This window comes from Streptomyces sp. NBC_01508, assembly GCF_045040315.1.
Lineage (GTDB): Bacteria > Actinomycetota > Actinomycetes > Streptomycetales > Streptomycetaceae > Streptomyces.
The window spans coordinates 6,709,507-6,734,764 of sequence record NZ_CP109419.1; the positions used below are offsets into that span (position 1 = coordinate 6,709,507).

A 25,258-nucleotide genomic window follows, 5' to 3' on the forward strand; every position below is an offset into this window, starting at 1 on the left:
TTCCCCAAGAGGCAGAGAGAGAGCACGACGACAGCCATGGCTGAGGCTCAGAACATTCCGGTGGGTTCCACCACCGCCGGTTCGATCGCGGTGGCCGCCGAGTCGACCGTCGCCACGCGCATGAGCGCGCCGCCGTCCTACGACGTCGCGGACTTCCCCGTTCCGCACGGCCGCGAGGAGGAGTGGCGGTTCACGCCGCTGGAGCGGCTGCGCGGTCTCCAGGACGGGACGGCCGTCGCCGACGGCCTCATCCGTACGGAGGTGTCCGCCCCGGCGGGCGTCGTCCAGGAGACCGTCGGCCGCGACGACCCGCGCGTGGGCAAGGCCGGTACGCCGGTCGACCGGGTGGCCGCCCAGGCGTACACGTCGTTCGAGAAGGCGTCGATCGTCTCCGTTCCCAAGGAGACCGTGCTCACCGAGCCGATCCGGATCACCGTGCACGGCCAGGGTGGTACCGCGTTCACGCACCAGGTGATCGAACTGGGCGCCTTCGCCGAGGCGGTCGTGGTCATCGACCACACCGGTGACGCGGTGGTCGCCTCGAACGTCGACTTCCTCGTCGGCGACGGCGCCAAGCTGACCGTCGTGTCCGTGCAGGACTGGGACGACAACGCCGTCCATGTCTCCCAGCACAACGCGCTGGTCGGCAGGGACGCCTCGTTCAAGTCGATCGTGGTGACCTTCGGCGGCGACGTCGTACGGCTCCACCCGCGGGTGGAGTACGCGGGTCCCGGCGGCGAGGCCGAGCTGTTCGGCCTCTACTTCACCGACAAGGGCCAGCACCAGGAGCACCGCCTCCTGATCGACCACAACGCCCCGCACTGCAAGTCCAACGCCGTCTACAAGGGCGCGCTCCAGGGCGACGGCGCGCACGCTGTCTGGATCGGTGACGTGCTCATCCGCGTCGTCGCCGAGGGCACCGACACCTACGAGATGAACCGGAACCTGGTCCTCACGGACGGCGCCCGGGTCGACTCCGTACCGAACCTGGAGATCGAGACCGGCGAGATCGCCGGCGCCGGTCACGCCTCGGCCACCGGCCGGTTCGACGACGAGCAGCTCTTCTACCTGATGTCGCGCGGTATCCCGCAGATCGAGGCCCGCCGCCTCGTCATCCGCGGCTTCTTCGCCGAGCTGGTCCAGCAGATCGGACTGCCCGACGTCGAGGAACGCCTGCTCGCCAAGATCGAGGCGGAGCTGGAGGCATCGGTCTGATGGCCTTCGTCCGTGTCTGTGGACTGACCGAGCTGGAGGACGGCACCCCCAAGCGGGTCGAACTCGACGGCATACCGGTCTCCGTCGTCCGTACCGAGGGCGAGGTGTTCGCGATCAACGACATCTGCTCGCACGCGAACGTCTCCCTCTCGGAGGGCGAGGTCGAGGACTGCTCGATCGAGTGCTGGCTGCACGGCTCCAGCTTCGACCTGCGTACCGGCAAGCCGAACGGCCTTCCCGCGACGCGCCCCGTCCCCGTATACCCCGTACAGATCCAAGGGGACGATGTGCTCGTCTCCGTCACCCAGGAGTCCTGAGTCACCCATGGCAACCCTTGAAATCAACGACCTGCACGTCACTGTCGAGGCGGAGGGCGGTGCCCGCGAGATCCTCAAGGGCGTCGACCTGACCGTCAAGCAGGGCGAGACGCACGCCATCATGGGCCCCAACGGCTCCGGCAAGTCGACTCTCGCGTACTCCGTCGCGGGCCACCCGAAGTACACGATCACCGGTGGCACCGTCACGCTGGACGGCGAGGACGTCTTGGAGATGACCGTCGACGAGCGCGCCCGCGCCGGGCTCTTCCTCGCGATGCAGTACCCCGTCGAGGTCCCCGGAGTCTCGGTCTCCAACTTCCTGCGCACCTCCGCCACCGCCATGCGCGGCGAGGCACCCAAGCTGCGTACGTGGGTGAAGGAGGTCCGCGGTGCGATGGAGCAGCTCCAGATGGACCCGGCGTTCGCGGAGCGCAACGTCAACGAGGGCTTCTCCGGCGGCGAGAAGAAGCGCCACGAGATCCTTCAGCTCGAACTGCTCAAGCCCAAGATCGCGATCCTCGACGAGACGGACTCCGGTCTGGACGTCGACGCGCTGCGGGTCGTCTCCGAGGGCGTCAACCGCGTCCGGGAGAGCGGAGAGGTCGGCACCCTGCTGATCACGCACTACACGCGGATCCTCCGCTACATCAAGCCCGACTTCGTGCATGTCTTCGCGCAGGGCCGTATCGCCGAGTCCGGCGGCGCGGAGCTGGCGGACAAGCTGGAGAACGAGGGCTACGAGGCATACGCGAAGGGTGGCGCATCCGCGTGACACAGCCGTCAGGCCTCCTCACCGGGTCCGACCGACTGCTCGACGAGGCGGTCCGTAAGGACTTTCCCCTGCTGGACCGGCTGGTCCACGACGGGAAGAAGATCGTCTACCTGGACAACGCGGCGACGTCGCAGAAACCGCGCCAGGTGCTCGACGCCCTCAACGAGTACTACGAGCAGCACAACGCCAACGTGCACCGCGGCGTCCATGTGCTCGCCGAGGAGGCGACGGCGCTCTACGAAGGCGCACGCGACAAGGTCGCCGCGTTCATCAACGCGCCGAGCCGCGACGAGGTCATCTTCACCAAGAACGCCTCGGAGTCGCTCAACCTCGTGGCGAACATGCTGGGCTGGGCCGACGAGCCCTACCGCGTGGACCACGAGACCGAGATCGTCATCACGGAGATGGAGCACCACTCCAACATCGTGCCGTGGCAGCTGCTCTCGCAGCGCACCGGCGCGAAGCTGAAGTGGTTCGGTCTCACCGACGACGGCCGGCTCGACCTGTCGAACATCAACGAGGTCATCACCGAGAAGACGAAGATCGTCTCCTTCGTGCTGATCTCGAACATCCTGGGCACGGTCAACCCCGTCGAGGCGATCGTCCGCCGCGCGCAGGAGGTCGGCGCGCTGGTGCTGATCGACGCCTCGCAGGCGGCCCCGCACGTGGCGGTCGACGTGCAGGCGCTCCAGGCCGACTTCGTGGCCTTCACGGGTCACAAGATGTGCGGCCCGACCGGGATCGGCGTCCTGTGGGGCCGCCAGGAGCTGCTGGAGGACCTTCCGCCGTTCCTCGGCGGCGGCGAGATGATCGAGACCGTGTCGATGCACTCCTCGACATACGCCCCCGCCCCGCACAAGTTCGAGGCGGGTACGCCCCCGATCGCCCAGGCCGTCGGCCTCGGCGCGGCCGTGGACTATCTGAGCGCGATCGGCATGGACAAGATCGCCGCGCACGAGCACGCCATCACCGAGTACGCGGTGAAGCGGCTGCTCGACGTCCCCGATCTGAGGATCATCGGCCCCGCCACGGCCGAGGAGCGCGGTGCGACGATCTCCTTCACACTCGGAGACATCCACCCGCACGACGTGGGTCAGGTGCTGGACGAGCAGGGCATCGCCGTCCGGGTCGGTCACCACTGCGCACGGCCGGTCTGCCTGCGGTACGGAATTCCGGCGACCACGCGAGCGTCGTTCTATCTGTACTCCACGCAGTCCGAGGTCGACGCTCTGGTCGACGGGCTGGAGCACGTCCGTAATTTCTTCGGATGAGGGATTGACCGGTGAAGCTGGATTCCATGTACCAGGAAGTCATCCTGGATCACTACAAGCACCCCCACGGGCGCGGTCTGCGGGACGGCGACGCGGAGGTGCACCACGTCAATTCGACGTGCGGTGACGAGATCACGCTCCGCGTGAAGTACGACGGCTCGCGCGTCGCCGACGTGTCGTACGAGGGCCAGGGCTGCTCCATCAGCCAGGCCAGCGCGTCCGTGCTGAACGAGCTGCTGGTCGGCAAGGAACTGGCGGACGCGCAGAAGATCCAGAGCACGTTCCTGGAACTGATGCAGTCCAAGGGCAAGATCGAGCCCGACGAGGCGATGGAGGAGGTGCTGGAGGACGCCGTGGCGTTCGCCGGCGTCTCCAAGTACCCCGCCCGTGTGAAGTGCGCGCTGCTGAGCTGGATGGCGTGGAAGGACGCGACGGCCCAGGCACTGGGCGACACCGCGCAGAAGGAGACGGCATGAGCGAGAACGAGACCGTGATGATGAAGCCGGCCTCCGAGGAGGAGGTCCGCGAGGCGCTGTACGACGTCGTCGACCCCGAGCTGGGGATCGACGTCGTCAATCTGGGCCTGATCTACGGCGTCCACGTCGACGAGTCCAACGTCGCCACCCTCGACATGACCCTGACGTCGGCGGCCTGTCCGCTGACCGACGTGATCGAGGACCAGGCGAAGTCGGCGACCGAGGGCATCGTCAACGAGCTGAAGATCAACTGGGTCTGGATGCCCCCGTGGGGCCCGGACAAGATCACGGACGACGGCCGCGAGCAGCTGCGCGCGCTGGGCTTCAACGTCTGATCCGGTAGTCCGGCCGGCCGCTCGGCCGCTTTACGAAGGCGTGGCGCGCTCCCCTTGGCGGGGGCGCGCCACGCCTTTGTCGTACCACTACCGCGGGTGCTCGGCCTCGGGGCCGGGAGGCTGCGCCTGTATGAGTCGGTCGACCAGCCCGTCGACGTACTCCGGGGTGAGCGGGCCCGCGCCGAACAGGACGCGGATGTACATCGGGGCCGAGATGTGGTCGAGCACGTCGAGTGCGCCGGGCGGGTTCTCGCCGCGTTCGCGGGCGCGGTCGAGCATGGACCGCATCTGTTGGGTGCGTTCGGCGAGGAAGTCGTCACGTGCCTGCAGGCCCTGTTGGCCGTTGCTGGTCAGAGTGACGGTCAGGCGCAGTACCGCAAGGCCGTCGGGGCCGGTGATCTCGCGGGCCACGTTGGCCGCGAAGGCGCGCAGGTCGCCGGCCAGGCTCCCGGTGTCGGGCATCGGCGACCGTACGTTGAGGCGTGCCAGCGTCACGTCGCCGAGCAGGGTTTCCAGGTTGCCCCAGCGGCGGTAGACGCTGCTGTCGGCCACGCCCGCGCGGGCGGCGACGTCGCCGACGGTGAAGCCGCCGTAGCCGCGTTCGTTGACCAGGTCGGTGACGGCCTGGTGCACCGCCGTGCGGATACGGGCGCTGCGCCCGCCGGGCCGCCGGGCGCGCTCTGGATCGTTCATGGCCCCACCTTAACTCTTTAACGCAGTCCTCACTTGCGTTTGTCTGCCGGGCTGCCCTATTCTCCGCTAACGCAGGAAGTAACTGCTTTTGTGGTGTCGGATGCACCAGACGAATGAGGGGGCCGTCTTGACCGCGTACGAAGGCACCGCCACGGCCGTATCGCCGATGGCCGTGAGCGACCGACCGAATCGGGCAGCGCTGCTTGTGGTGGCCTGCCTGGGGCAGTTCATGGTGCTGCTCGACAACACGATCGTCGGCGCGGCGCTGCCCGACATGCGGCAGCGATTGCACACCGACTTGACCGGTCTGCAGTGGATCGTCAACGCCTACGTGCTGCTGGTCGCGATGCTGCTGCTGTCCGGCGGCGTCTTCGCCGACCGTTTCGGCCGCAAGCGGGTGTTCCTGGCCGGGGTCGCGGTGTTCACCGCCGCGTCCGTGCTGTGCGCCCTCGCCCCCTCGATCGGCTGGCTGATCGCCGGACGCGTACTTCAGGGCATCGGTGCCGCCGCGCTCAGCCCGGCCTCCCTGGCCCTGGTCGTCGCCGCCTGTCCGGTGCCGCGGGAGCGCGTCAGGATGATCGGGCTGTGGGCCGGAATCAGCGGCATCGGTCTGGCGGCCGGGCCCGTGGCCGGCGGAGTGCTGGCGGATGCCTTCGGCTGGCCCGCCATCTTCCTGATCAACCTGCCGATCGGCGTCGTCCTGCTGCTGGCCGGACTGCGCGTGCTGGGCGAGTCCCGCAATCCGGGCGCCCCCGCCATCGACATCCCGGGAACAGTCCTGTCCGTCCTGTGGGTGGGGGCGCTGACCTACGGGCTGATCGAGGGCGCTTCCCGCGGCTGGACCTCGCCGGTGATCCTGGGCGGCTTCTCGGCAGCGGCGGTGCTTCTCGCCGTCTTCATCGCCGTCGAAGGCCGCAGGGCGGCGCCGATGCTGCCGCCGCGGCTGTTCCGGCAGCGGCTGTTCACGGTGTCCAACACGGCGATGGTCGTGGTCGGGTTCGGCCTGATGGGCTCGTCGTTCTTCTTCTCCCAGTTCTTCGTGTACGTGCAGGGCAGCTCGATTCTGCGGGCCGGCCTCCAGACCCTGCCCACCTCACTCGCCATGGTCGTCGTCAGCCCGTACGCGGGCCGGCTCGCCGCCCGGTACGGCTTCCGGATCGTGGTCACCGTCGGCCTGGCGCTGGCCGGGCTGGGACTGCTGGCCCTAGGCTCCGTGCACGCGGACACCGGCTACGGGAACGTGTGGTGGCGGCTGGCGGTGGTCGGCGTGGGCTTCGCGCTGACGATGTCCCCGCTGACCGGCGCCGCCATCGCGGCGGTCGGCCCGCAGGAGGGCGGCCTCGCCTCGGGGATCAGCAGCACCACCCGGCAGATCGGCGCGGTGCTCGGTGTGGCGCTGCTCGGAGTTGTCGTCAGCGCCCAGCAATCCGGCGGCGGCTCCGTCGCGACCGGCCTCAACAGCGCCTTCGCCGTGGCGGGCGCCGTCACCTTGGCCACCGCCGTGTTCACGGGCCTGTGGCTGGAGAGGTCCGACCCCGCGTAAGTCTCCGCGCGACGACGGGAACGGCCCACCGGGCCAAGGCCATTGACGCGGGCCTGAAGGGGACCCCCTCTTCAGGCCCTTCGGGCTGCCTACGGCCACATCAGCAGCGGTATCACCCCGGTCCCGAGCCGGTACGCGCGCAGCGCGTGTTCGGGTGAGGGGGCGCGGGTGCGGCGGTGGCCTTCGACGCTGATCACCTCGGCGTGGTCCTCGAACGCCATGCCCCAGGCGGCGACGCGGCCGTCGACCCGGTCGCCGTACTCCTGGACGACAGCGAACAGCCGGGGCGCGGTGTCGGTGACGATGTCGGCGAGGACGGCGGTGAACTCCTCGCGTCCGCACAGGGGTTGCATCCCAGTGGGGTCCGGGACGAGCAGGCTGTGGGCGGGGGTGCGGTGGGTGGGGATTGCCCTTGCTGCCTCCGTGTCGTTGGAGTAGTGGGCTGCGGCGTCGGCGGCCCACTAGTGATCTGGTTGTGAGTTCGTTGGGCACCACGTGAGTCGCTTTGCGCACCAATTCGCGGGTTCGGCTGACGGGTGCCGACTGGCTTCGGTCTGCTGTCGGTTGTGGGTGACAGCAGGCTGGAGCCGTTGGTCCTGAGCGAGGCCGAGCGGCAAGTGTTGAGTATGTGGGTCAAGCGCCGGACGACCGCGCAGGGTCTGGCCCTGCGGGCGCGGATCGTGCTGGCGTGCGCGGAGGGCGGGCCGAACCTGGCGGTCGCGGCCCGGCTGGGGGTGAACCGGGGCACGGTCGCCAAGTGGCGGACCCGGTTCCTGCGCGACCGGCTCGACGGGCTCGCTGATGAGCCTCGGCCCGGGGTACCGCGGAGCATCACCGATGCCCAGGTCGAAGAGGTGGTGGTCCGCACCCTGGAGCAGACACCCGAAGGCGGGACGCACTGGTCGAAGCGGGAACTGGCCAAGGCGGTGGGGATCTCCCCCGCGAGTGTGCTGCGGATCTGGCACGCTTTCGGTCTGCAGCCGTGGCGGACCGAGACCTTCAAGATCTCCCCGGATCCGTTCCTGATCGACAAGGTCCGTGACGTCGTCGGCCTCTATCTCGCCCCGCCGGCCAACGCGGCTGTCTTCGCGGTGGACGAGAAGCCGCAGATCCAAGCCCTTGAACGGACCGCGCCGGTGCTGCCGATGGTGCCCGGGGTCCCCGAGCGCCGGAGTTTCGACTACGTCCGGCACGGCACCGTCGATCTGTTCGCCGCGTTGAACACCGCGACGGGCAAGGTGATCACGAAACTCTCCGCGCAGCACCGGGCCGTCGACTTCCGCGACTTCCTCGACGAGATCGACCGCCAGACGGAACCTGGCCTGGCGGTCCACGTGATCTGCGACAACCTCTCCGCCCACAAAGCACCGGTGGTGCACAAGTGGCTGCTCGCGCACCCCCGCTTCCACCTGCACTTCACCCCCACCCACTCGTCATGGATCAACCAGGTCGAGCGGTGGTTCGCCGAGCTGGAACGACGCTGCCTCGAACGCGGTGTGTTCTGCTCCCTCGACGACCTCAAGGCCGCACTGGAGAACTGGATCAAGGTCTGGAACGACGAAGCCCGGCCATTCAAGTGGACCAAGACCGCCGACCAGATCCTCGACCGCATCTGCCGCTACTGCTCACGCATCTCCGAACCAGCTCACTAGCAGGATGCCGGATGAGCTGTCATTCCAGACAACTTTCCCGGAAAATTAACCCAAATGAGTTGTGGGCCAATGCTGGACGCAGCAGAATGTCCGGCGTGGCATGGAACAGGGGCATGACCCCGCAGTCGGTCTACCGGCGCCAACTCGCCCAACGTCTGAGTGAGTTGAGGGATGAGGCGGGGCTCACGCTTGCCCACGTGGCGGCGCGGATAGACGTTCATCAGGGGACGCTCAGCCGTCTGGAGAACGGCGAGCGGGGGACCACGCCGGTCATGGTGAACGCCATGCTCGACTGCTACGGCGTCCAGGATCCGGCAACGCGTGAGGACATCGTCGACCTCGTACGGGCCGACCGGGCACAGAGCAAGCCCTGGTGGCGCAAGTATTCAACTGTGCTCAGCCCGACCCGATATGACGGCTACCTGGCCTTGGAGGCCGGCGCGGTGTCCATGCGCAGCTACGAGCCGATGTTGGTGCCCGGGCTGCTCCAGACGGACGCGTACGCCGAGGCGGTCATCGCGGGGATGCGGCTGGACCTCAGCCTGCGACAGGTCAAGCCTCTGGTTGACGTGCGTATGAAGCGACAGGCCGAACGCCTCGGTGGAGAAAGCCCTATGAGGTTCTGGGCGATCATTGATGAAGCCGCTCTGACCCGTCAGATCGGATCCCCGGCAGTAATGCGGGATCAGCTCACGAAGCTGGTCGATCTCGATGGACTGCCCCATGTGACAGTCCAGTTGCTACCGCTGGCCTGCGGAGCGCATCCCGGCTTCTACGGGCCGTTTGTGCTGATGGGCTTTCCGGAGCCGAATCCGGACCTGGTATGGCTGGAGCTCCGCAAGAACTCCGTTTACCTTGAAGGGCAGGGGGACGTGGACGGGTACGCAGACGTTTTCGACCACCTGCGCGCCCTGGCGCTCAGCCCGCCGGATACGCGCGCCCGAATCCAGCAGATCATCGAGGAGTTGCCCCAGTGAACCGCGAACTCGACCTGACCCAGGCCCAGTGGCGCAAGAGTTCGTACAGCGGCGGCGACAACAACTGCGTCGAACTTGCCGAGCTTGACGGCGGGATCGCTATTCGCGACTCCAAGTGCCCCGAGCAGCCCGCGCTTGTGATCGCCCGTGCCCACGCTCAGAGGTTCGTCGACGGTGTGCGGGTGGGGTGGGGGGTGTGAGCGGCCTCATCCGGGCGCGGTGGCGGAAGAGTTCGTACAACGGTGGGGCCAACAACTGCGTCGAACTCGCCGTACTCGACGGCCGGGTCGGTATACGTGACTCCAAGTGCCCCGACCGGCCTCCCCTCTTGATCGCTCGTGCCGGTGCACGCGTCTTCATCAGCGGTGTCGTCCGGGCGGCGGGCCGGGAGGGGGCAGGGGGCCCGCCGCCTGGATCAGCGCCGGGGCCAGATCCTCCTTGCGGATGCGCTGGTCGATGTAGAGCAGATTGAGCACCAGCTGGGGGAATGTCGTGGAGAAGATCTGGCTGACCAGCTGGGCGATCAGCGCCAGGACCAGATAGCCGCTCACGGCGACGAAGATCTCGCCGAGGGTCGGCTCGTAACTGAACTCGCCCGTGTCGAACGTGCCGGGGAAGGTCCCCATCATGTTGAACAACTGCTGGAATGCCATGCCGGCGATGGAGGCGATCACGAAGGCCAGCAGCGAGATGCCGCAGATCCGCCACCAGGAGCCGCGGACCAGCTCGGCCGAGCGGCGCAGCGCGCCTATGGGGCCCCGTGACTCGATGACGACGACCGCCGGGGCGAGGCTGAACAGCACCCACAGCCAGATCGCCACGGGCGCGAGGACCAGAGCGCCCACGAAGCCCAGTGCGATCAGCCAGCCAGTCATGTCCCACCGGCCCGGGTCGACGTAGGCGACCGTCGTGGACACCACCCCGGTGACGAACAGCAGTGCCGGGACCATGGCGATCAGTCCGCTGAGGAAGACCGTTCCGATGACGGCCGGTACCCGCGACAGCGCCCGCAGCAGGATCGTGCCGACCTTGACCGGCCTGCCGAGCACCGCCTCCTGGACGATCGCCGGGCAGCACGTCTGCATCATCGCGGTGGACAGCAGCAGTGCCGCCATCACCACGATCCAGATGCCGGCGAAGGCGACGATCAGCGGCTGTACGTCGGTCCAGGCGGGCGTGGCGCGGCCCGGTGTGTCGACGACGGCCGACAGGTGGTCTCCGACGGCGGCGTACGCGACGGCCAGCGCCCCGCCGGTCACCAGCAACGCGGCGCCGTACACGGCCACGGCGACACCGAGCAGTGGCTGCCAGTAGCGGCCCAGCGTGGCGAACGCGCCGGTGAGTATCTCGCCCACATCGAGCGGGCTCAGCGGTATCACGCCGGGCTTCGGTCCCTTGGGGCGTGGCCAGGCACCCCAGTGGGGAGGGCCACCTCCGTACGGAGGCGGACCCCCGTCGTACGGCCCGTGTCCACCCGGCGGCCCGCCGCCCCACCCTGCGTCCTGCGTCACTGCGCTGCTCCGATGTGTGTCGCCGACTCCGGCCGGGACACCGTAGCCGCTCGGCCAGGAGTTCGACCATTTTATGTACGGGCGTACGCAACTCATGTGTACACTCGTACGCATGGGACTGGGATATGGATTGCTCGCCGGCGCGATCGTGGCGGAGGTGGCCGCTACGACGGCCATGAAGTACAGCGAGGGCTTCACCCGGCTCTGGCCCTCGCTCGGGGCCGTGGTGGGTTACGTCGTGGCCTTCTCGCTGCTCGCCCAGACGCTCAAGACCCTCTCCGTCGGTACGGCGTACGCGATCTGGGCCGGTGTCGGCACCGCCGCCGTCGCCGCCATCGGCATGGTGTTCCTGAGCGAGGCGGCCACCCCGGCGAAGCTCGCCGGCATCGCGCTCGTCATCGCCGGTGTCGTGCTCCTCAACGTCGGCGGGGCCCACTGATGGCGCGGCGTTACGACCCCGAGCGGCGCCAGCGCATCATCGACGCGGCGATCCGGGTCGTCGGGCGCGCCGGGATCGCCGGGCTGAGCCACCGCACCGTCGCCGCCGAGGCCGATGTGCCGCTCGGCTCCACGACGTACCACTTCGCCTCCCTGGACGAGTTGTTGGTCGCCGCGCTGCGCCAGGCCAACGAGGGCTTCGCCTCCGTCGTCAGGGAGAGCGGCGCCCTCACCGACCCGCGGTGCGACATCGCGGACGAGCTGGCCCGCGTCACCGGGCGGTGGCTGGCGGCGGACCGCACCGGCGTCGAGCTGGAGTACGAGCTGTACCTCGCCGCCCTGCGCCGCCCCGCGCTGCGTCCGGTGGCCGCGGCGTGGTGCGAGGGGGTCGCGAGGATCCTCGCGGACCGTGTCGACCCCGTCACCGCCCGCGCGCTGGTCGCGCTGATCGACGGCATCTGCCTCCAAGTCCTGCTCACCGGCGGTGAGTACGACGCCGGCTACACCCGCGACATGCTCGGCAGGATCCTCGCCCGGGGTGCCTGTCCGGAGGTCGCGGCGGGGCACGGAGCGGTCCCGGTAGATTGACCGGATGAGCATTCCGCCCGCCCCGCCCGCCACCCCCGCGCCGGACTCCGCGCCGAACCCCGCGCCGAACCCCGCGCCGAACCCCGCGCCGGACGAGGCAGTCGTAGGCCCCGAGATCACATACGCGGAGTGCCGGCAGTGCGGCACGCTCATCGCCGGGCTCGACGGCCGCTACAGCTGCGGAGTCTGCGGCTGGGTGAACCACCACTCCGAGGGACACCGGATCCTGCCGCGCGCCGAGGACGACACCGGCCGCGCCGCGGGTGCCCCCCACGACAACCACAACCGGCTCGGCTGAACCGGCGAAGGCCCCTGCGCGGCGCAGCGCGCGAACCCGTCGCGGCACATCGGGCAACAGGTGGTGGAAGCACACCTGACCACGCCGCATACGGAGGGCCCGTGACCGGCAGACCACCGGACGAACACGAGGACGACGCAGCCGTCGTCCGACAGTCACTGGAGCGCCCTGAAGTCTTCGCGCTCCTGTACGACCGGCACGCCGCCGACATCCACCGCTACGCCGCGCGCCGGCTCGGCGACGGCGCGGCCGACGACATCACCGCCGACACCTTCCTGACGGCGTTCCGCATCCGTGCCCGCTTCGACACCACCAGGGAGAGCGCGCGGCCCTGGCTGTACGGCATCGCGGCCAACCTGATCGGCAAGCAGCGCCGTAAGGAAGTACGGGGCCTGCGCGCCCTCGCGCGTACCGGCCGCGACCCCGTCGCCGAGTCCTGGGTCGAGCGCGCCGACAGCCGGATCACCGCCGAGGGTACGCAGGCCGCGCTCGCGGGGGCCGTCGCCGGTCTGTCCGGCGGCGACCGGCATGTCCTGCTGCTGATCGCCTGGGCCGACTTCAGCTACCAGGAGGTGGCCGACGCGCTGTCCATACCGATCGGCACGGTCCGGTCCCGGCTCAACAGGGCCCGGCGCAAGGTACGTACGGCGCTGGGCGGCGCCGACCCCACCCGAGTGACCGACGTTGCGGAGGCGACGATCCATGGATGAGACGACAATGCTCAGCGAACTGCGCCCCGACGCACCGAGGCCCGACCGCGCCAGGCTGGCGCCGGGCAGACAGCGGCTGCTCGACGCGGCCGCGTCCGGCGGCCGGGTCCGCCGGCTGCGCTCCGACTGGCGGATGGCGACGGTCGGCGCCGTGGCCGCGATCGCGGTGGCGGCGGTGACGGCGAGCCTGCTGGTGGGCGGCGGCGGGCAGGACACGGCGTCGGCGCCGCCGCCGAGCGGCGAGGGCGAGGTGGTCGGCAACCCGAAGGACGTGCTGCTGGACGCCGCCGCGATGGTCGAGGACGATCCGGTGCCGAGCCCCGGGGCCAAGCAGTGGATCTACACGCGCACGAGCTCCTACAACGTGTCCATGGACGGGGACTCCAGCATCGTGGTCGAACTCCCTCCCGGTGAGGAGCCGCCGGCGGGGCTGTCGCCGACGCAGGTGCCGGGCGTCGGGAGGGCCGTGACCCTGACCGGCCCGGGGCCGCACGAGATAGAGGAGTGGACTCCGTTCGCTGATCCGGCCATGGAGAAGGTGAAGGACGACGACGACTACTCGGCCCGCGAGATCTTCGCACTCCTCGGCGACCTGCCCGACGACCAGGACAAGGTGCTCGACAAGCTCCTGACGTTCTATCCGGCCGACTCCGAGACGCCCGAGCAGCACGCGTTCCGGGTGCTCGGGCTGGTTGCCGGGCAGCCGATCGCTCATCCCAAGGGGCTGGCGAAGGTCTACCGCGCGATGGCGGAGATCCCCGGCATCAGGGCGAGCTGGGTCACCGACAGCGCCGGCCGGGAGGCCCTCGCCATCGGACTGAACGACGATGTCGCCGACGCCGGGGTAAGTGATTATCTGATGGATCCGGCCACAGGTCTGCCGCTCGGAAATCGGTCGACGGCGCGCCAGGACGCCTCGGCCATGACGAGCCACCTGAACGACGACGGATCGAGCAGTGCGGCCGTACCGGGGGCCACCTGGAAGAAGGGGGACGTCACCATGGAGGACCTCGTACTGGAGTCGGCCCTGGTCGACAAGGATCGTCAGCGCCCCTGAGCCACGAGCGCTCCCGAGCCACGCCCCCTCCCGAACCACGGGGGCCGGGTGCCCGTACGCCGAGACCGGTTGGCCTCCGCGTACGGGCGCCCGTTAGGTTTCGTCCATGACCGACACGACTGCTATTCGCACCACCGGCGCCGTCGCCGCCGGGCTCGCCACCCTCACCGAGGACGGCACCGTCCTCGACACCTGGTACCCCGCTCCCGCGCTCAGCGACGAGCCGGGCCCCGCCGGCACCGAGCGGCTGACCGCCGACCGCGCGGCCGAACTGCTCGGCGACACGGCGCGCAAGGCCGTCGGACCCGACCCGCGCCGCGGGGTCGAGATCGTCGCCGTCCGTACGGTCATCGCCTCGCTCGACGACAAGCCGCTGGACGCGCACGACGCGTATCTGCGTCTGCACCTGCTCAGCCACCGCCTGGTGAAGCCGCACGGCCAGAGCCTCGACGGGCTCTTCGGTCTGCTCGCCAATGTCGCCTGGACCTCGCTCGGCCCGGTCGCCGTCGACGCGCTGGAGACCGTGCGCCTGAACGCCCGCGCGCAGGGGCTGCACCTCCAGGTCACCGCGGTCGACAAGTTCCCGCGTATGACGGACTACGTCGCCCCCAAGGGCGTCCGGATCGGTGACGCCGACCGCGTCCGACTGGGCGCGCACCTCGCCGAGGGCACCACCGTGATGCACGAGGGCTTCGTCAACTTCAACGCGGGCACCCTCGGCACCTCCATGGTCGAGGGCCGGATCTCGGCCGGCGTCGTCGTCGGCGACGGCTCGGACATCGGCGGCGGGGCCTCCACCATGGGCACCCTCTCCGGCGGCGGCACGGAGCGCATCGTCATCGGCGAGCGCTGCCTCATCGGCGCCGAGGCGGGCGTCGGCATCCCGCTCGGCGACGAGTGCGTGGTCGAGGCGGGGCTCTACATCACGGCGGGTACGCGCGTGACACTGCCCGACGGGGAGATCGTCAAGGCCCGTGGCCTGTCCGGCGCGTCGAACATCCTCTTCCGCCGCAACTCGGTCACCGGCAAGGTCGAGGCACGCCCGAACAACGCGGTCTGGGGCGGTCTCAACGACGTTCTGCACAGCCACAACTGACGCCACGTCAGCGCGTACACCGAGGGGGACGGGGATCCGATGACGAGGCGACACCGCCATGCCGCGCTGCTCGCGGGGGCGTTCGTCCTGCTGCTGACAGTGGCGGGATGTTCGGACCTGAAGGGTGAGATCGAGGCGGAGCGGGGTGGTGGCGCCGCCCCGTCCGCCCGGCCACCGTCCGTCGCCCCGCCCTCGCCGCCGCCCTCGCCCTTGCCCTCGCCGTCCTCGCCCGCCGAGACCACGCCCTCCGGGTGCCCGCCCTCGGGCCTGGACGTCGTGATCGGCGGCGAGGACGCCGCCATGGGCCACCGCGTGGTCACCGTCAAACTCTGGAACTGCGGCGACAAGCCCTACCGCGTCAAGGGGTACCCGGGCCTCGAACTCCTCGACGAGGCCCGCGAGCCGGTCGACGTCAAGATCAGCCACGAGAACGACTACAGCTTCACCGGCAGACGCGAGGACCGCCCCCGGCAGCTGACGCTCGCTCCCAACGCCACCGCGAACGCGGTGCTGCACTGGAACAACCGCGTCACCTCCTTCGACGGAGCCCCCACCCCGGGCGCCCACATCCTCGTCACGCCCGCACCCGGCGAGGAGCCCGTCTCGCTGCCGCTCCCCATCGACCTCGGCACGGACGGCACCCTGGACGTCACTTCCTGGGCCGCCGACCCTGTCAGTGGTCGGTGATCCAATGGGGCGTATGGACACCGAACGCGCCGACCCCGCCGACCTCGACGCGCTGCGCGCCGCCTTCCCGCCCGAGCTGCGCCGACCCCCGCTGGGCTGGGTCGCCGTGCGCGCCTTCGAGCGGGAGCAGGGCGTCGTGCTGCCGGAGCCGTACCGCACGCTGGTCGCCGAGATCTGCGACGGCAGCGGTGAAGGCCCCGCCGATGTCGATGGGCTGATACCGCTGAGGTCGCTGCCCGCGGACTGGGGTTGTGACGACGGGCAGCGCGCGCCCGCGAAGGCGTTCCCGCTCACCGAGGCATGGGTGTGGGAGGACGACCCCCGGCCGTACGAGGAGATAGAGCCGCTGATCGACGAGGTCGGCAACGACGGCAGTGTCGTGCTGGGCACGGACGGCTGCGGGCTGTACTGGCATCTGGTCGTCACCGGCGCGCAGCGCGGCCGGATATGGGCCGTCAGCGACGTGGGCGCCGCGCCCGCCGAGGAGGAGCCCGGTTTCGCCGACTGGGTGGCGCGCCGGGCGAAATCGCGTTGACTTCAACCGCACTTCATATTTGAGCATGGTGAGTGACGCCGCACCACGGTGGTGCGGCGACGAGGAGGGATCACCGTGTCTGTGCGGGTCAGCACCGTCCCCGAGATCAACCGTCCTGGCGTGGGCGTCGTCAAGGTCAGCACCTGGCGGGTCGGTACGCCCGAGCGCCAGTGCGCGGCGGTGGACGCGATCAGTGGGGCGTGGCGGAGCCGGGACTGGCCGGACGGCGGCCTCCTGTCGTACAGCGTGCTGGTCGGCGAGGACGGCGAGAGCCTGCTGCACTACTCGCAGTGGCGCGACGAGACGGCCTACCAGGACTTTGTCCGTACGGGCCGGGACGAGCGCAACGCGGAGATCGACGCGGCCGTGCCGGGGATCGAGCGGCTCGGGCTCGCCTCGTACGAGCTGTACCGCAGCGGGGAGCCGGCCGAGGGCGACACCCGTGTGCCCGGCTGCGTGGTGATTGTGGACGTCGAGTTCGAGGGGCCCGACCCGGCGCGGCAGCGGGCGTGGACGGACACCGTCTTCGCGGCACTCGACCACGACCCGTACGAGCGGTCGGGCGGCATCGCCGCGCACTTCCACGCGAGCACGGACGGGACGCGGGTGCTCAACTACGCCGAGTGGGAGAACGCGGAGGGCCACATCGAGGCGCTCAACTCCCCCGGGGACGGGGTCGGTTCGAGCACGGAGCAGTGGGAGAAGGTACAGAACTTCCCCGGCCTGGCGGGCAGCACGGTGAAGAGGTACACGCCCGCGATCAGCCTCGCCGGGGGGTGAGGGAGCGGTGGTCCGGCCGTATGTGGGGTACGGCCGGGCCACCGCGGTTCAGGGGGACTCCGCGGCAGGCGCGGACCGGTCAGGGGCGGAAGCGCAGCACCTGCGGGTCGTGGTCGCTGTTCTGGTCGGCGAACTCGGCGTTGATGTGGACGCTGTCGTAGTCGAAGTCGTCGATCGACGGGCTGGTCAGGATCTGGTCGAGAACCTGGCTGTTGCCCTGGTAGACGTACGAGTAACGCTCCGGCGCCGGCAGGGACTTGACCGCCGGGTACAGCGCGCCGCCGGCGGTGAGCGCCTTCGTCGTGTCGGAGAACTCGAAGTCGTTGATGTCACCGACCACCAGGACGTCGGCGCTCCGCTGGATCTTGAGGAGATCCTTCACGAAGGTGTTGACGGCCTTCGCCTGGAGGTGCCGCTGCGCCTCGGAGATCCGGTTCGGCGGCTGGTGGTGCGAGACGATGCTCTCGTCGCCGCCCTTGGAGCCGAAGTGGTTGGCGATCACGACGACCGGCTTGCCGCGGAAGGTGAACTCACCGGCGAGCGGCTTGCGGCTGTCGGTCCAGGCGGCGTTCGCCGGGTCGACGCGGCCGGGGGACAGGCTCAGGGCGGCCTTGCCGTCGGTCCGTACGGCCTCGGTGGCGGTCGTCGCGTCGCCGCCCGCGCGGTCGGTGAAGGAGACCCGCTCGGGGTTGAAGAGGAAGACCTGGCGGATGTTGCCGCCGGGCTCGCCGCCGTCGGTCCTGTCCCGCGGGTCGACGGTGCGCGCCTCGTACGCGGGGCCGCCGGCCGCCGCGATCGCCGCCGTGAACTTGGCGATCGTCTCGTCGGCGGAGACGGTGCCGTCGTTCTTCGCGCCGTTGTTGTCCTGGATCTCCTCCAGCGCCAGGATGTCCGGCGACGACAGAGCGCCGACCACCGCGCCGGCGAGCGCGTCGAACTTCTCCCGCGGGTCGGACGGGTCGAGGTTCTCCACGTTGTACGTCGCCACGGCCAGCTCGTCGCTCCGCTGCGCACGGGTCGTCTCGGGCTTCGCGCCGCCGCCGGTGACCTCGCCGAGCGTGCGGGCGGTCAGCGTGTAGCCGCCGAACTGGTTGAAGTCCAGCGGGCCTTCGGCGCCGCCGGACAGCACGTCGCCGACATCGGCCTTCGGGAACGGCCGCTCGGCGGCCGGCGCCAGCTGCTGGATCTGGATCCTGCCGGTGTTCTGGTCGTCGTACGAGCTGTAGACCGTGCCGCCGCGGCGGTTGGCGTTCTCGTTCGGCTTGACCGTCACCCACAACTCCGCGTACGGGTCGGTGGCGCCGACCACGCGTGAGGTGCCGACGCGGACGTTGCTGCCCTCCAGCGACTCGTAGTAGTCCAGCGCGTAGCTACGGGGCCTCAGCTGAAGGCCGTTGATGCTGTTGCCCGTCGCCGCCGTGCCCTTCGGCGCGTACGCCGCCGGTACGGACCTGGCCGAGATGGTGACCGGTGCGGGCACCTTGTTGCCGGAGGAGACGACCGTGATCTTCGGCGACGAGATCTGGGTGAGGGACTGGTTGCCGGACGAGGTGCCGCCGGGGATGTACTCGGTGACCGTGCCGGACACCTTGACCGAGTCGCCCACGGCGACCGCCGGCACGGCGTTGGTGAAGACGAAGACGCCCTCGCTCGTCGCGGAGTCCTTGTCGGGGTTCGGGTCCTGGAACCAGAAGCCCCGGGAGCCGTAGGCCCGCACACCGGTGACGATGCCGGGCACGTCCGCCACGGAGGTACCCACGAGCGGCGATATCCGGCCACTGCCCTGGATGCCGTGAATCCTGACCTCGGCGGCGGACGCCGAGGAGGATCCGGCGAGCGGACCGGCTGCCAGCGCGCTGGCGACGAGGGCCGCGACAGCGGCCGTTCTCGGTACGGATGAAGGCATGACGGGACTCCGGAAGTGAGGTGGAGAGAGGGTGCGGAGAGGTAGTTCCCTGCGAAGTTCTACGCGCGTCAATCTCTTGCGTGGGCACATGTGTTGTCAAGGGTGTCCGGGTGTACGCCCGTTGTCGGCCAAGTGAACCGGGTGGGATGGGGTGAAATACGTCTACGCTTGGGCGCCCTGGACCCCGTAAGGCGCAAGGAGAATCACCAGATGTCCGGAGACCGCCCCACTCTGCCGCCGGTGCGGCTGCCCTCGGACGCGGAGCTGGCGCGGGACGCGCTCGCCGTACCGCTGCTCGCCAGGGCCGTACGTCTCGCCCGCTGGGCCGGGCCGGGGACGCGCGTCGGCGCGGGTGGTGAACTCGTCGAGGAGCAACTGCCCGCGGCGGCCGAGGCGCTGGGGCTCCTCGCGGCCGGGAGCCCCGAACCGACCGAGACCGACGAGGCCTTGGCCGCCGAGGCGCGGGCGGAGGCGGAGGCCGACGCGAGCGAGGCGTGGCGGGTGGCCGTCGACACCGGGCTGGTCGAGATCGAGGACCCGGACGGCTCGGACGGCTCGGACGGCAGCGATGTTGGAGGGGCGGCCGGGGCGGACGGTGACGGCGACGGCAGCGTGAGCGCCGGAGCCGCGCTCGAACTGATCGCGTCCGGCGGCCCGCAGGACATTCTCTCCCTCTGGCTGGACGCCCTGGACGTGGTCTTCGCCGACGCGACGGCGCCCGTCCTGGAGGATCTGGCCGGTGCCATCGGCGACGACGGCGAGATCGACCTCGACGCCCTGGACTGGGACCCGGAGGTGGAGGCCGATTTCCTGGAGGGCGTCCTCGGGAACCTCTACCTGCTCACCGTCGGCGAAGGCGGGACGGCTCCCGTCCCCGTACCACTGCCGGTCCTCGCCGCGTCGATGATCGTGCCCGACGACATGGGCGAGCCCACCGACGACGTGCTGGAGCAGGTGTCGGACGCGATGATGCGGCTGGACGACCAGTTCGCCCTGCTGGAGCCGATCGGGCTCGTCACGTACGTGCCCGTGGACGAGGCCCTGATGGTCGAGGACGCCGAGGGCGGCTCCGACGCCGGACCGTCCGGCGACGACGAGGACGTGTCCCGCTACGGCGTGGTCACGCTGACCCCGCTCGGTCTGCACGGGATCAGGTCCCGGCTGCGGGACGCGGGTGTCGAGGCGCCCGCCGTCGGCGACCTGGCAGACAAGGGCGCCGACGCGCTGCTCGACGGCGTCGCGCACTTCCCCGAGCCGGCCGCGCGGGCGGAGACCGAACAGTGGCTGGCCCGCCGCGAACCCGCCGCGGCGGCGCGCGAACTCCTCGTCGCCGCCAAGGGCACCGACCCCGGCGCCCCGCTGCGCCGGCTGCACTGTCAGCAGGCCCTGGCGCTCGTCGGCGCCGAGGCCGAGCCCGCGGTGCGCGAGGTGCTGGACGACGCGGAGCTGGGCGGGCTCGCCCGCGTATGGCTCGCCGAGCAGCGTGCCGCCGACGTGCCGCCGCCGCCCGAGTCGATGATCTTCTGGCTGGCCGTCGACACGATCGCGGCCCAACTCGACGCGGACGGCGAGCCCGTGGAACTCCAGGAGCTGGTGGAGGGCCTGGTCGGTCAGCACAACGGCTTCTTCGACGCGGCCTGGCGGGTGGACCACCCGGCGACGGCGGACGTGCTGGAGGCGATGGGGCGACTGCACCGGGACCGCAAGACGGCGAAGGCCGCCCGCAAGGCGGCGTTCAAGGCGCGGTCGCGCAGCGGGGGTTGAGCGGGAGCGGCTTGAGCGGCCGGGGGCTGAGAGGCCGGGGCTTGAGGGGTCGGGCGGGCGTCGGGGTGACGGCGGCCCGCCCGGTGGCCGGTGCGCGCTGCCCGCAGCGTGTCCCGGGGCCGCCCCGGCACCGCCGGTAAGACCCCCGGCAGCCCCGCCGGCCCCTCTCCTGGAGTCGTACGCGTCCAGGTGCGAAGGCGGGACCTACTTCCATTCTGTTGGGGAGGTCGCAGGTTCGAGTCCTGTCATCGGCTTTCGAGCCGATGTGGCTCAGCTGGTAGAGCAACTTTGTTCGGTGCCGCCGGCCTTGATCTCTGGACTTTTCATCGAATTCGGTGGAATTCCCATGGCACGTTTCAACACGCGTCTCTCCATGCCTCGCGGCACGTCCCCGGTGCGCACGACCGGCGTTACCACCCGGACGCACGGGGGCGGCACCATATATCCGCGCGACGCCAAATCCGAGCTGTTTCTGCTCGCCGTCGCCAATTTCCTTTCCCAGCAGACTTCTCACGAGTCCGGGGCCGACCGCGACAACCGCTACGCCACCCTCGTGGGCAAGCTCGCCGTCGAGGATCCGCAGTGGAGGGCCGGTCTGCCGAGCTGGCTGCGCCGCGACGGGAACATGCGGACCGCCGCCGTCGTCGGCGCCGCCGAATAGGTGAAGGCACGTCTCGAACTGGGCGTCGGCACAGGCCCGTCGAACCGCCAGGTCATCGATTCCGCCATGCTGCGCGCCGACGAGCCCGGTGAAATGCTCGGCTACTGGACGTCCCGTTACGGACGCCGGATTCCCAAGCCCGTCAAGCGGGGCACGGCCGACGCCGTACAGCGGCTCTACAGCGGAAAGTCGCTGGTGAAATACGACACCGAGTCGAAGGGTTATCGCTTCGGGGACATTCTCAATCTCGTGCACGCCTCGCCCGACCCGGCGAAGGCGTGGCAGGGCGAGTTGTTCCGTTACGCCCTGGACCGCCGGCACCACCCGGACACCGCCGTTCCGCCCGCGTCGAACCGCACCCGCACCGCGCACCGCGCACCGGGCGCTGATGGCGCTGCCCGCCGCCGAGCGGCGTGCGACGGTCACGGCCCCCGGCGCCGCCGAGCGGCTGGCCGAGGCGGGCAGGACGTGGGAGATGCCGGCGGGCCGGCTCCAGGGTCCGCTGGACGCGGCGGCGTGGGAGGCCGTCATCCCGTCCATGGGGCCGATGGCGCTGCCGCGCAATCCGCGGAACTTCGACGAGGCCGGGGTGAGCGACGAGGCCGCGGCCCGGGTCGCCGCCGAGCTGTCCGACCCGGCGGTGGTCGCCCGGTCGCGGCAGTTCCCCTTCCGCTGTCTCGCGGCGAACCAGCACGCGCCGTCGCTGCGCTGGTCCTACCCGCTGGAGCGGGCGCTCGGCCACTCGCCGGCCAATGTGCCCGCGCTGCCGGGCCGGACGCTGATCCTGGTCGACCGCTCCGGCGGTACGGACTCGTCGCGGGCGGTACGGGAGCACTACCGGGGCCATGACCGGGTGCTGATCGTCACGGACGAGCAGGCGACCGACAGCTACGGCGGCGATCCGACCGAGCAGGTCCCGGACCGCGTTCCCGTCCACACCTGGAATCCGGCGGGACACCGGGCCGGGCACGGGCCGTCGGGCACGCCGTACCGGCACACTTTCGGTGGTCTCTCCGATGCGGCGTTCCGGATGGTTCCGCTGCTGGAGGCGGGGCGGGACGCGCACTGGCCGTGGGCCGCCTGACTGCCGGAACGGGGCACTGACGAGGGCCGTGGGGTCGCCTGGGAACGAGTGATCCGGCGGCCCGTCGGCGGTCGGGCATGGCGCGGCGGGTGCCGTTGGGCGCATACTCCAGGTAATGACAAAGTCAGCCGGTTCCCGGCGCCACCTGCCGTCCAGTCCCTTCAACCGCCAAGGCCCGGCCTCACCTCCGCCCGAGCACTTCGACGTGGGAGACCGTGTCTCCCATGATCAGTTCGGGTTGGGAAGAGTCATCGGAGTCGAGGGCGAGAACGCCGTGCTCATCGATTTCTCGGGCCGCCAGGGTCGGATCCTGAGCCCCTTCTCCAAACTGACCAAGCTCTGAAGAGCCAGGCCCCCGGGCCGCCGCGATCCCCGTGACCGCGGCGGCCCGTAAAGGCATGTCCGGACCCAGACGCACTCGCGGCGGGTCCGGAGCGCTACTCAGAGGGACTTGGCCGCGGGCTTGACCATGCCGCGGACCGTGCGGGACTTCACGAACTCGCCGACGGCGGTCATCTCCCACTCACCGGAGAACTGCTTGATCAGCTTGGCCATGATCACGCCGGTCTGCGGCTCGGCGCCCGTCAGGTCGAAGCGGACCAGCTCCTCGCCGGTCGCCGCGTCGAGCAGCCGGCAGTAGGCCTTCGCGACCTCGTTGAACTTCTGGCCGGTGAACGAGTTGACGGTGAAGACCAGGCCGGTGGCCTCGGCCGGCAGCCGCCCGAGGTCGACCACGATCGTCTCGTCGTCCCCGGCGCCCTCACCGGTGAGGTTGTCACCGGAGTGTTTGACCGAGCCGCCGAGGATGGTCAGTTTGCCGAAGTAGCAGCTGTCGAGGTGGTTGCGGTTCGGTCCGTAGGCGATCACCGAGGCGTCGAGGTCGATGTCCTTGCCGCGGAAGGCGGGCTCCCAGCCGAGGCCCATCTTGACCTGGGACAGCAGCGGGGCGCCGCCCTTGACGAGCGACACCGTCTGGTTCTTCTGGAGGTTGACGCGGCCCTTGTCCAGGTTGATCTTCCCGGTGCTGTGCGGGGGGGCCGGGGGAGCGGGCGGCGGGACGGGGGCTGCGGGAGTGACGGGGGCCGCCGGGACCCGGGGGTCGGCCGACGACGGGGTGGGAGCCGGGGGCGGGACGGGCGCGGCGGGCGGTACCGGCGCCATCGGGGTCACCGGGGCCTGGGGTGCCTGCGGGGTGGCGGCGGCGGGCGTCGCGGGCTCCTCCACCGAGACGCCGAAGTCGGTGGCGATGCCCGACAGCCCGTTCGCGTAACCCTGGCCGACCGCGCGGACCTTCCAGGCGCCGTTGCGCAGGTAGACCTCGACGACCACCAGCGCGGTCTCGGAACCCAGATTCGGCGGGGTGAAGGTGGCGAGCGCGCTGCCGTCGTCGGCGTTGCGGATGGTCGCTGTGGGCTCGATGCCCTGGAAGCTCTGTCCCGCCGCGTCCGGGCTGGCCGTGACGACGATCTTCTCGATACCGGCGGGGACGGCGGAGGTGTCCACCACGATCGCGTCCGGAGCCGTACCGCCGCCGGACCGGTAGGTCACACCGGGGCCCGTCGGCTGGTTGTAGAAGATGAAGTCGTCGTCGGAGCGCACCTTGCCGTCGGCGGTGAGCAGCAGGCCCGATACGTCGAGCCGCACCGGGGCGGCGACGTCCACCGCCACGCGGGCGGCGGAGAGAGGGATGTTCGAGCCGGGGGTCATAGCTGTCATGCCAGACGTAACGAACGACCCCTCTTTGCCGTTCCCTTACCCTCGCGAGCCTCGCCCGGACGGGTCAGCCTTCGAGTGGCCGCGCGGCGGGCCGGCTCGGGGGCCGACCGGGCGGGTCAGTAAGGCCACTGGGGCGGGTGCGTGCAGAAGTGGCCGCCCAGATGGGCGTGGTCGGGATCCTCCGGGTCCAGTTCGCCCTGTTCGGCGACGAGTTTGTCCGCGTACTGCTCGGAGTCGTCCTGGGGCTCGTACCCGAGCGCCCGCGCCGTCGAAAGGTCCCACCACAGGCGGGTGTTGGCGGACGAGCCGTAGACGACACAGTGTCCGACGTCCTCGGCCGTGAGCGCGGCGTGGAAGAGCCGCGCGCCGTCGCCGGGGCTCATCCAGACCGACAGCATCCGTACGGAGGTGGGCTCCATGAAGCAGGACCCGATCCGTACGGAGACGGTCTGAAGGCGGTGCCTGTCCCAGTAGAGCTGCGCCAGATCCTCGCCGAAGCACTTGGAGAGGCCGTAGAACGTGTCGGGGCGGCGCGGGGTGTCGATCGGGATCAGCGCCTGCGAGTCGAGCGGGTAGCTGCCGCGCGGCCGTGGCGTGAACCCCACGGAGTGGTTGCTGGACGCGAAGACCATCCGCGCGGTGCCCGCCTCGCGTGCCGCCTCGTAGAGGTTGTACGTCCCCTCGATGTTGGCCCGCAGGATTTTGTCGAACGACGCCTCCAGCGAGATGCCGGCGAGGTGGATGATCGCGTCGACGCCCTGGACGGCCTCGCGCAGGGCGTGCTTGTCGCCGAGGTCGGCCGTGATCGCGTCCGGCTCGCCTTCTATGGGAGTGGCGTCGAAGAGCCGGAGTTCGTACCCGTACGCGGGCAGCAGCCCCCGCATGAGGGTGCCGAGGCCGCCTGCCGCGCCGGTGAGCAGGACGGTTCGCGGTGGGGGCATGGGCGTCAATCTCCTCGGACGTACTCGGATGTACTCGGGCGGGCTGAAACAGCCTTAGATCCATGGATGGGATTCATATACATGGACACGCTAAGAAGCGTCGCGGTCACCGTCAAGTGTCGCGCGGAGGCGGTCGATCCGCCCCTGGGTTGCGGTTTTCCGTCTTGACCGGCGCCGTACGGCTGCCCTAGCGTGGCGTTGTTCAGAAATATGGACGCCGATCAGAATCGTGCAC

Annotated in this window: 28 protein-coding genes and 1 pseudogene; 23 read left to right on the top strand and 6 right to left on the bottom strand. The window is 70.2% G+C overall.

Annotation, left to right across the window (positions count from 1 at the left end):
- Positions 1 to 36 precede the first annotated feature (36 nt).
- The 6 genes from sufD to OG700_RS30930 are packed head-to-tail and all read left to right on the top strand — an operon-like array spanning position 37 to position 4,386.
- Positions 37 to 1,215, top strand: a complete 1,179-nt coding sequence (gene sufD / locus OG700_RS30905) for a Fe-S cluster assembly protein SufD (protein ID WP_405619303.1) — start codon at positions 37 to 39, stop codon at positions 1,213 to 1,215.
- Complete coding sequence (locus OG700_RS30910) at positions 1,215 to 1,532, top strand: bifunctional 3-phenylpropionate/cinnamic acid dioxygenase ferredoxin subunit (RefSeq protein ID WP_023542533.1); 318 nt, start codon at positions 1,215 to 1,217, stop codon at positions 1,530 to 1,532. The genes sufD and OG700_RS30910 overlap by 1 nt, the downstream gene beginning before the upstream one ends.
- Positions 1,533 to 1,539: 7 nt before the next feature.
- Positions 1,540 to 2,304 (top strand): Fe-S cluster assembly ATPase SufC, encoded by a 765-nt coding sequence (gene sufC, locus OG700_RS30915; RefSeq protein WP_405619305.1) that lies wholly within the window; start codon positions 1,540 to 1,542, stop codon positions 2,302 to 2,304.
- Positions 2,301 to 3,575 carry a cysteine desulfurase gene (locus tag OG700_RS30920; protein ID WP_405619307.1) on the top strand — a complete coding sequence of 425 codons (1,275 nt, stop codon included), beginning with the start codon at positions 2,301 to 2,303 and terminating at the stop codon, positions 3,573 to 3,575. The genes sufC and OG700_RS30920 overlap by 4 nt, the downstream gene beginning before the upstream one ends.
- Before the next feature lie 11 nt (positions 3,576 to 3,586).
- Complete coding sequence (sufU, locus tag OG700_RS30925) at positions 3,587 to 4,051, top strand: Fe-S cluster assembly sulfur transfer protein SufU (RefSeq protein ID WP_405619309.1); 465 nt, start codon at positions 3,587 to 3,589, stop codon at positions 4,049 to 4,051.
- Positions 4,048 to 4,386, top strand: coding sequence for a metal-sulfur cluster assembly factor (locus tag OG700_RS30930; protein WP_405619311.1), 339 nt, complete (start codon positions 4,048 to 4,050; stop codon positions 4,384 to 4,386). Before sufU ends, OG700_RS30930 begins: the two co-directional genes overlap by 4 nt.
- Before the next feature lie 87 nt (positions 4,387 to 4,473).
- Here OG700_RS30930 and OG700_RS30935 read toward each other — a convergent pair whose 3' ends face one another.
- Positions 4,474 to 5,079, bottom strand: coding sequence for a TetR/AcrR family transcriptional regulator (locus tag OG700_RS30935; RefSeq protein ID WP_405619313.1), 606 nt, complete (start codon positions 5,077 to 5,079; stop codon positions 4,474 to 4,476).
- 166 nt (positions 5,080 to 5,245) lie between these two features.
- Here OG700_RS30935 and OG700_RS30940 point away from each other — a divergent pair, with 166 nt between their 5' ends.
- A complete protein-coding gene (locus OG700_RS30940; protein ID WP_405622101.1) occupies positions 5,246 to 6,622 on the top strand; it encodes an MFS transporter in 1,377 nt (458 codons plus the stop codon).
- 89 nt (positions 6,623 to 6,711) lie between these two features.
- Here the strand turns inward: OG700_RS30940 and OG700_RS30945 are convergent, their stop codons facing one another.
- Positions 6,712 to 6,975: a hypothetical protein gene (locus OG700_RS30945; protein ID WP_405619315.1), complete on the bottom strand. Its 264-nt coding sequence runs from the start codon at positions 6,973 to 6,975 to the stop codon at positions 6,712 to 6,714.
- Between the two features lie 273 nt (positions 6,976 to 7,248).
- Between OG700_RS30945 and OG700_RS30950 the strand changes: the two genes are divergently transcribed.
- The 4 genes from OG700_RS30950 (at position 7,249) to OG700_RS30965 (ending at position 9,723) form a co-directional block, all read left to right on the top strand.
- On the top strand, positions 7,249 to 8,274 hold the full coding sequence (locus OG700_RS30950; RefSeq protein WP_405622103.1) for an IS630 family transposase: 1,026 nt from the start codon (positions 7,249 to 7,251) through the stop codon (positions 8,272 to 8,274).
- Positions 8,275 to 8,387: 113 nt separating this feature from the next.
- Positions 8,388 to 9,251, top strand: a complete 864-nt coding sequence (locus tag OG700_RS30955; protein WP_405619317.1) for a helix-turn-helix transcriptional regulator — start codon at positions 8,388 to 8,390, stop codon at positions 9,249 to 9,251.
- Positions 9,248 to 9,451, top strand: a complete 204-nt coding sequence (locus OG700_RS30960) for a DUF397 domain-containing protein (RefSeq protein ID WP_405619319.1) — start codon at positions 9,248 to 9,250, stop codon at positions 9,449 to 9,451. The genes OG700_RS30955 and OG700_RS30960 overlap by 4 nt, the downstream gene beginning before the upstream one ends.
- On the top strand, positions 9,448 to 9,723 hold the full coding sequence (locus OG700_RS30965; protein ID WP_405619321.1) for a DUF397 domain-containing protein: 276 nt from the start codon (positions 9,448 to 9,450) through the stop codon (positions 9,721 to 9,723). The genes OG700_RS30960 and OG700_RS30965 overlap by 4 nt, the downstream gene beginning before the upstream one ends.
- Here the strand turns inward: OG700_RS30965 and OG700_RS30970 are convergent.
- Positions 9,611 to 10,630: an oxidoreductase gene (locus OG700_RS30970; RefSeq protein WP_405619323.1), complete on the bottom strand. Its 1,020-nt coding sequence runs from the start codon at positions 10,628 to 10,630 to the stop codon at positions 9,611 to 9,613. The two genes, OG700_RS30965 and OG700_RS30970, sit on opposite strands and share 113 nt — an antisense overlap.
- A 244-nt stretch (positions 10,631 to 10,874) precedes the next feature.
- Between OG700_RS30970 and OG700_RS30975 the strand changes: the two genes are divergently transcribed.
- From OG700_RS30975 to OG700_RS31015, 9 genes are all read left to right on the top strand, one after another.
- Positions 10,875 to 11,201, top strand: a complete 327-nt coding sequence (locus OG700_RS30975) for a DMT family transporter (RefSeq protein WP_405619325.1) — start codon at positions 10,875 to 10,877, stop codon at positions 11,199 to 11,201.
- A complete protein-coding gene (locus tag OG700_RS30980) occupies positions 11,201 to 11,788 on the top strand; it encodes a TetR/AcrR family transcriptional regulator (RefSeq protein WP_405619327.1) in 588 nt (195 codons plus the stop codon). Before OG700_RS30975 ends, OG700_RS30980 begins: the two co-directional genes overlap by 1 nt.
- 4 nt (positions 11,789 to 11,792) lie before the next feature.
- Positions 11,793 to 12,086, top strand: a complete 294-nt coding sequence (locus OG700_RS30985) for a hypothetical protein (protein ID WP_405619329.1) — start codon at positions 11,793 to 11,795, stop codon at positions 12,084 to 12,086.
- A 101-nt stretch (positions 12,087 to 12,187) separates the two neighbouring features.
- Complete coding sequence (locus OG700_RS30990) at positions 12,188 to 12,796, top strand: RNA polymerase sigma factor (RefSeq protein WP_405619331.1); 609 nt, start codon at positions 12,188 to 12,190, stop codon at positions 12,794 to 12,796.
- Positions 12,789 to 13,853, top strand: a complete 1,065-nt coding sequence (locus OG700_RS30995; protein WP_405619333.1) for a CU044_5270 family protein — start codon at positions 12,789 to 12,791, stop codon at positions 13,851 to 13,853. Before OG700_RS30990 ends, OG700_RS30995 begins: the two co-directional genes overlap by 8 nt.
- 106 nt (positions 13,854 to 13,959) lie before the next feature.
- Positions 13,960 to 14,949 (top strand): 2,3,4,5-tetrahydropyridine-2,6-dicarboxylate N-succinyltransferase, encoded by a 990-nt coding sequence (dapD, locus tag OG700_RS31000; protein ID WP_405619335.1) that lies wholly within the window; start codon positions 13,960 to 13,962, stop codon positions 14,947 to 14,949.
- A gap of 39 nt (positions 14,950 to 14,988) precedes the next feature.
- Positions 14,989 to 15,636, top strand: a complete 648-nt coding sequence (locus OG700_RS31005; RefSeq protein ID WP_405619337.1) for a DUF4232 domain-containing protein — start codon at positions 14,989 to 14,991, stop codon at positions 15,634 to 15,636.
- A gap of 13 nt (positions 15,637 to 15,649) precedes the next feature.
- Positions 15,650 to 16,171, top strand: coding sequence for an SMI1/KNR4 family protein (locus OG700_RS31010; protein WP_405619339.1), 522 nt, complete (start codon positions 15,650 to 15,652; stop codon positions 16,169 to 16,171).
- 75 nt (positions 16,172 to 16,246) lie between these two features.
- Entirely contained in the window at positions 16,247 to 16,951 is a 705-nt protein-coding gene (locus tag OG700_RS31015) for an antibiotic biosynthesis monooxygenase (protein WP_405619341.1), read from the top strand.
- A gap of 79 nt (positions 16,952 to 17,030) precedes the next feature.
- Here the strand turns inward: OG700_RS31015 and OG700_RS31020 are convergent, their stop codons facing one another.
- On the bottom strand, positions 17,031 to 18,857 hold the full coding sequence (locus OG700_RS31020) for an endonuclease/exonuclease/phosphatase family protein (RefSeq protein WP_405619343.1): 1,827 nt from the start codon (positions 18,855 to 18,857) through the stop codon (positions 17,031 to 17,033).
- 210 nt (positions 18,858 to 19,067) lie between these two features.
- Here OG700_RS31020 and OG700_RS31025 point away from each other — a divergent pair, with 210 nt between their 5' ends.
- From OG700_RS31025 to OG700_RS31035, 3 genes and pseudogenes are all read left to right on the top strand, one after another.
- Positions 19,068 to 20,621 carry a hypothetical protein gene (locus OG700_RS31025; protein ID WP_405619345.1) on the top strand — a complete coding sequence of 518 codons (1,554 nt, stop codon included), beginning with the start codon at positions 19,068 to 19,070 and terminating at the stop codon, positions 20,619 to 20,621.
- Positions 20,622 to 20,967: 346 nt separating this feature from the next.
- A pseudogene (locus OG700_RS31030) lies at positions 20,968 to 22,366 on the top strand (TROVE domain-containing protein).
- 115 nt (positions 22,367 to 22,481) lie between these two features.
- Entirely contained in the window at positions 22,482 to 22,709 is a 228-nt protein-coding gene (locus OG700_RS31035; protein WP_037784015.1) for a hypothetical protein, read from the top strand.
- Positions 22,710 to 22,807: 98 nt separating this feature from the next.
- Here OG700_RS31035 and OG700_RS31040 read toward each other — a convergent pair whose 3' ends face one another.
- Together OG700_RS31040 and OG700_RS31045 are read right to left on the bottom strand one after the other, a co-directional pair.
- Complete coding sequence (locus OG700_RS31040) at positions 22,808 to 24,082, bottom strand: TerD family protein (protein WP_405619347.1); 1,275 nt, start codon at positions 24,080 to 24,082, stop codon at positions 22,808 to 22,810.
- Between the two features lie 116 nt (positions 24,083 to 24,198).
- Positions 24,199 to 25,023 (bottom strand): NAD-dependent epimerase/dehydratase family protein, encoded by an 825-nt coding sequence (locus OG700_RS31045; protein WP_405619349.1) that lies wholly within the window; start codon positions 25,021 to 25,023, stop codon positions 24,199 to 24,201.
- Positions 25,024 to 25,258: the final 235 nt, after the last annotated feature.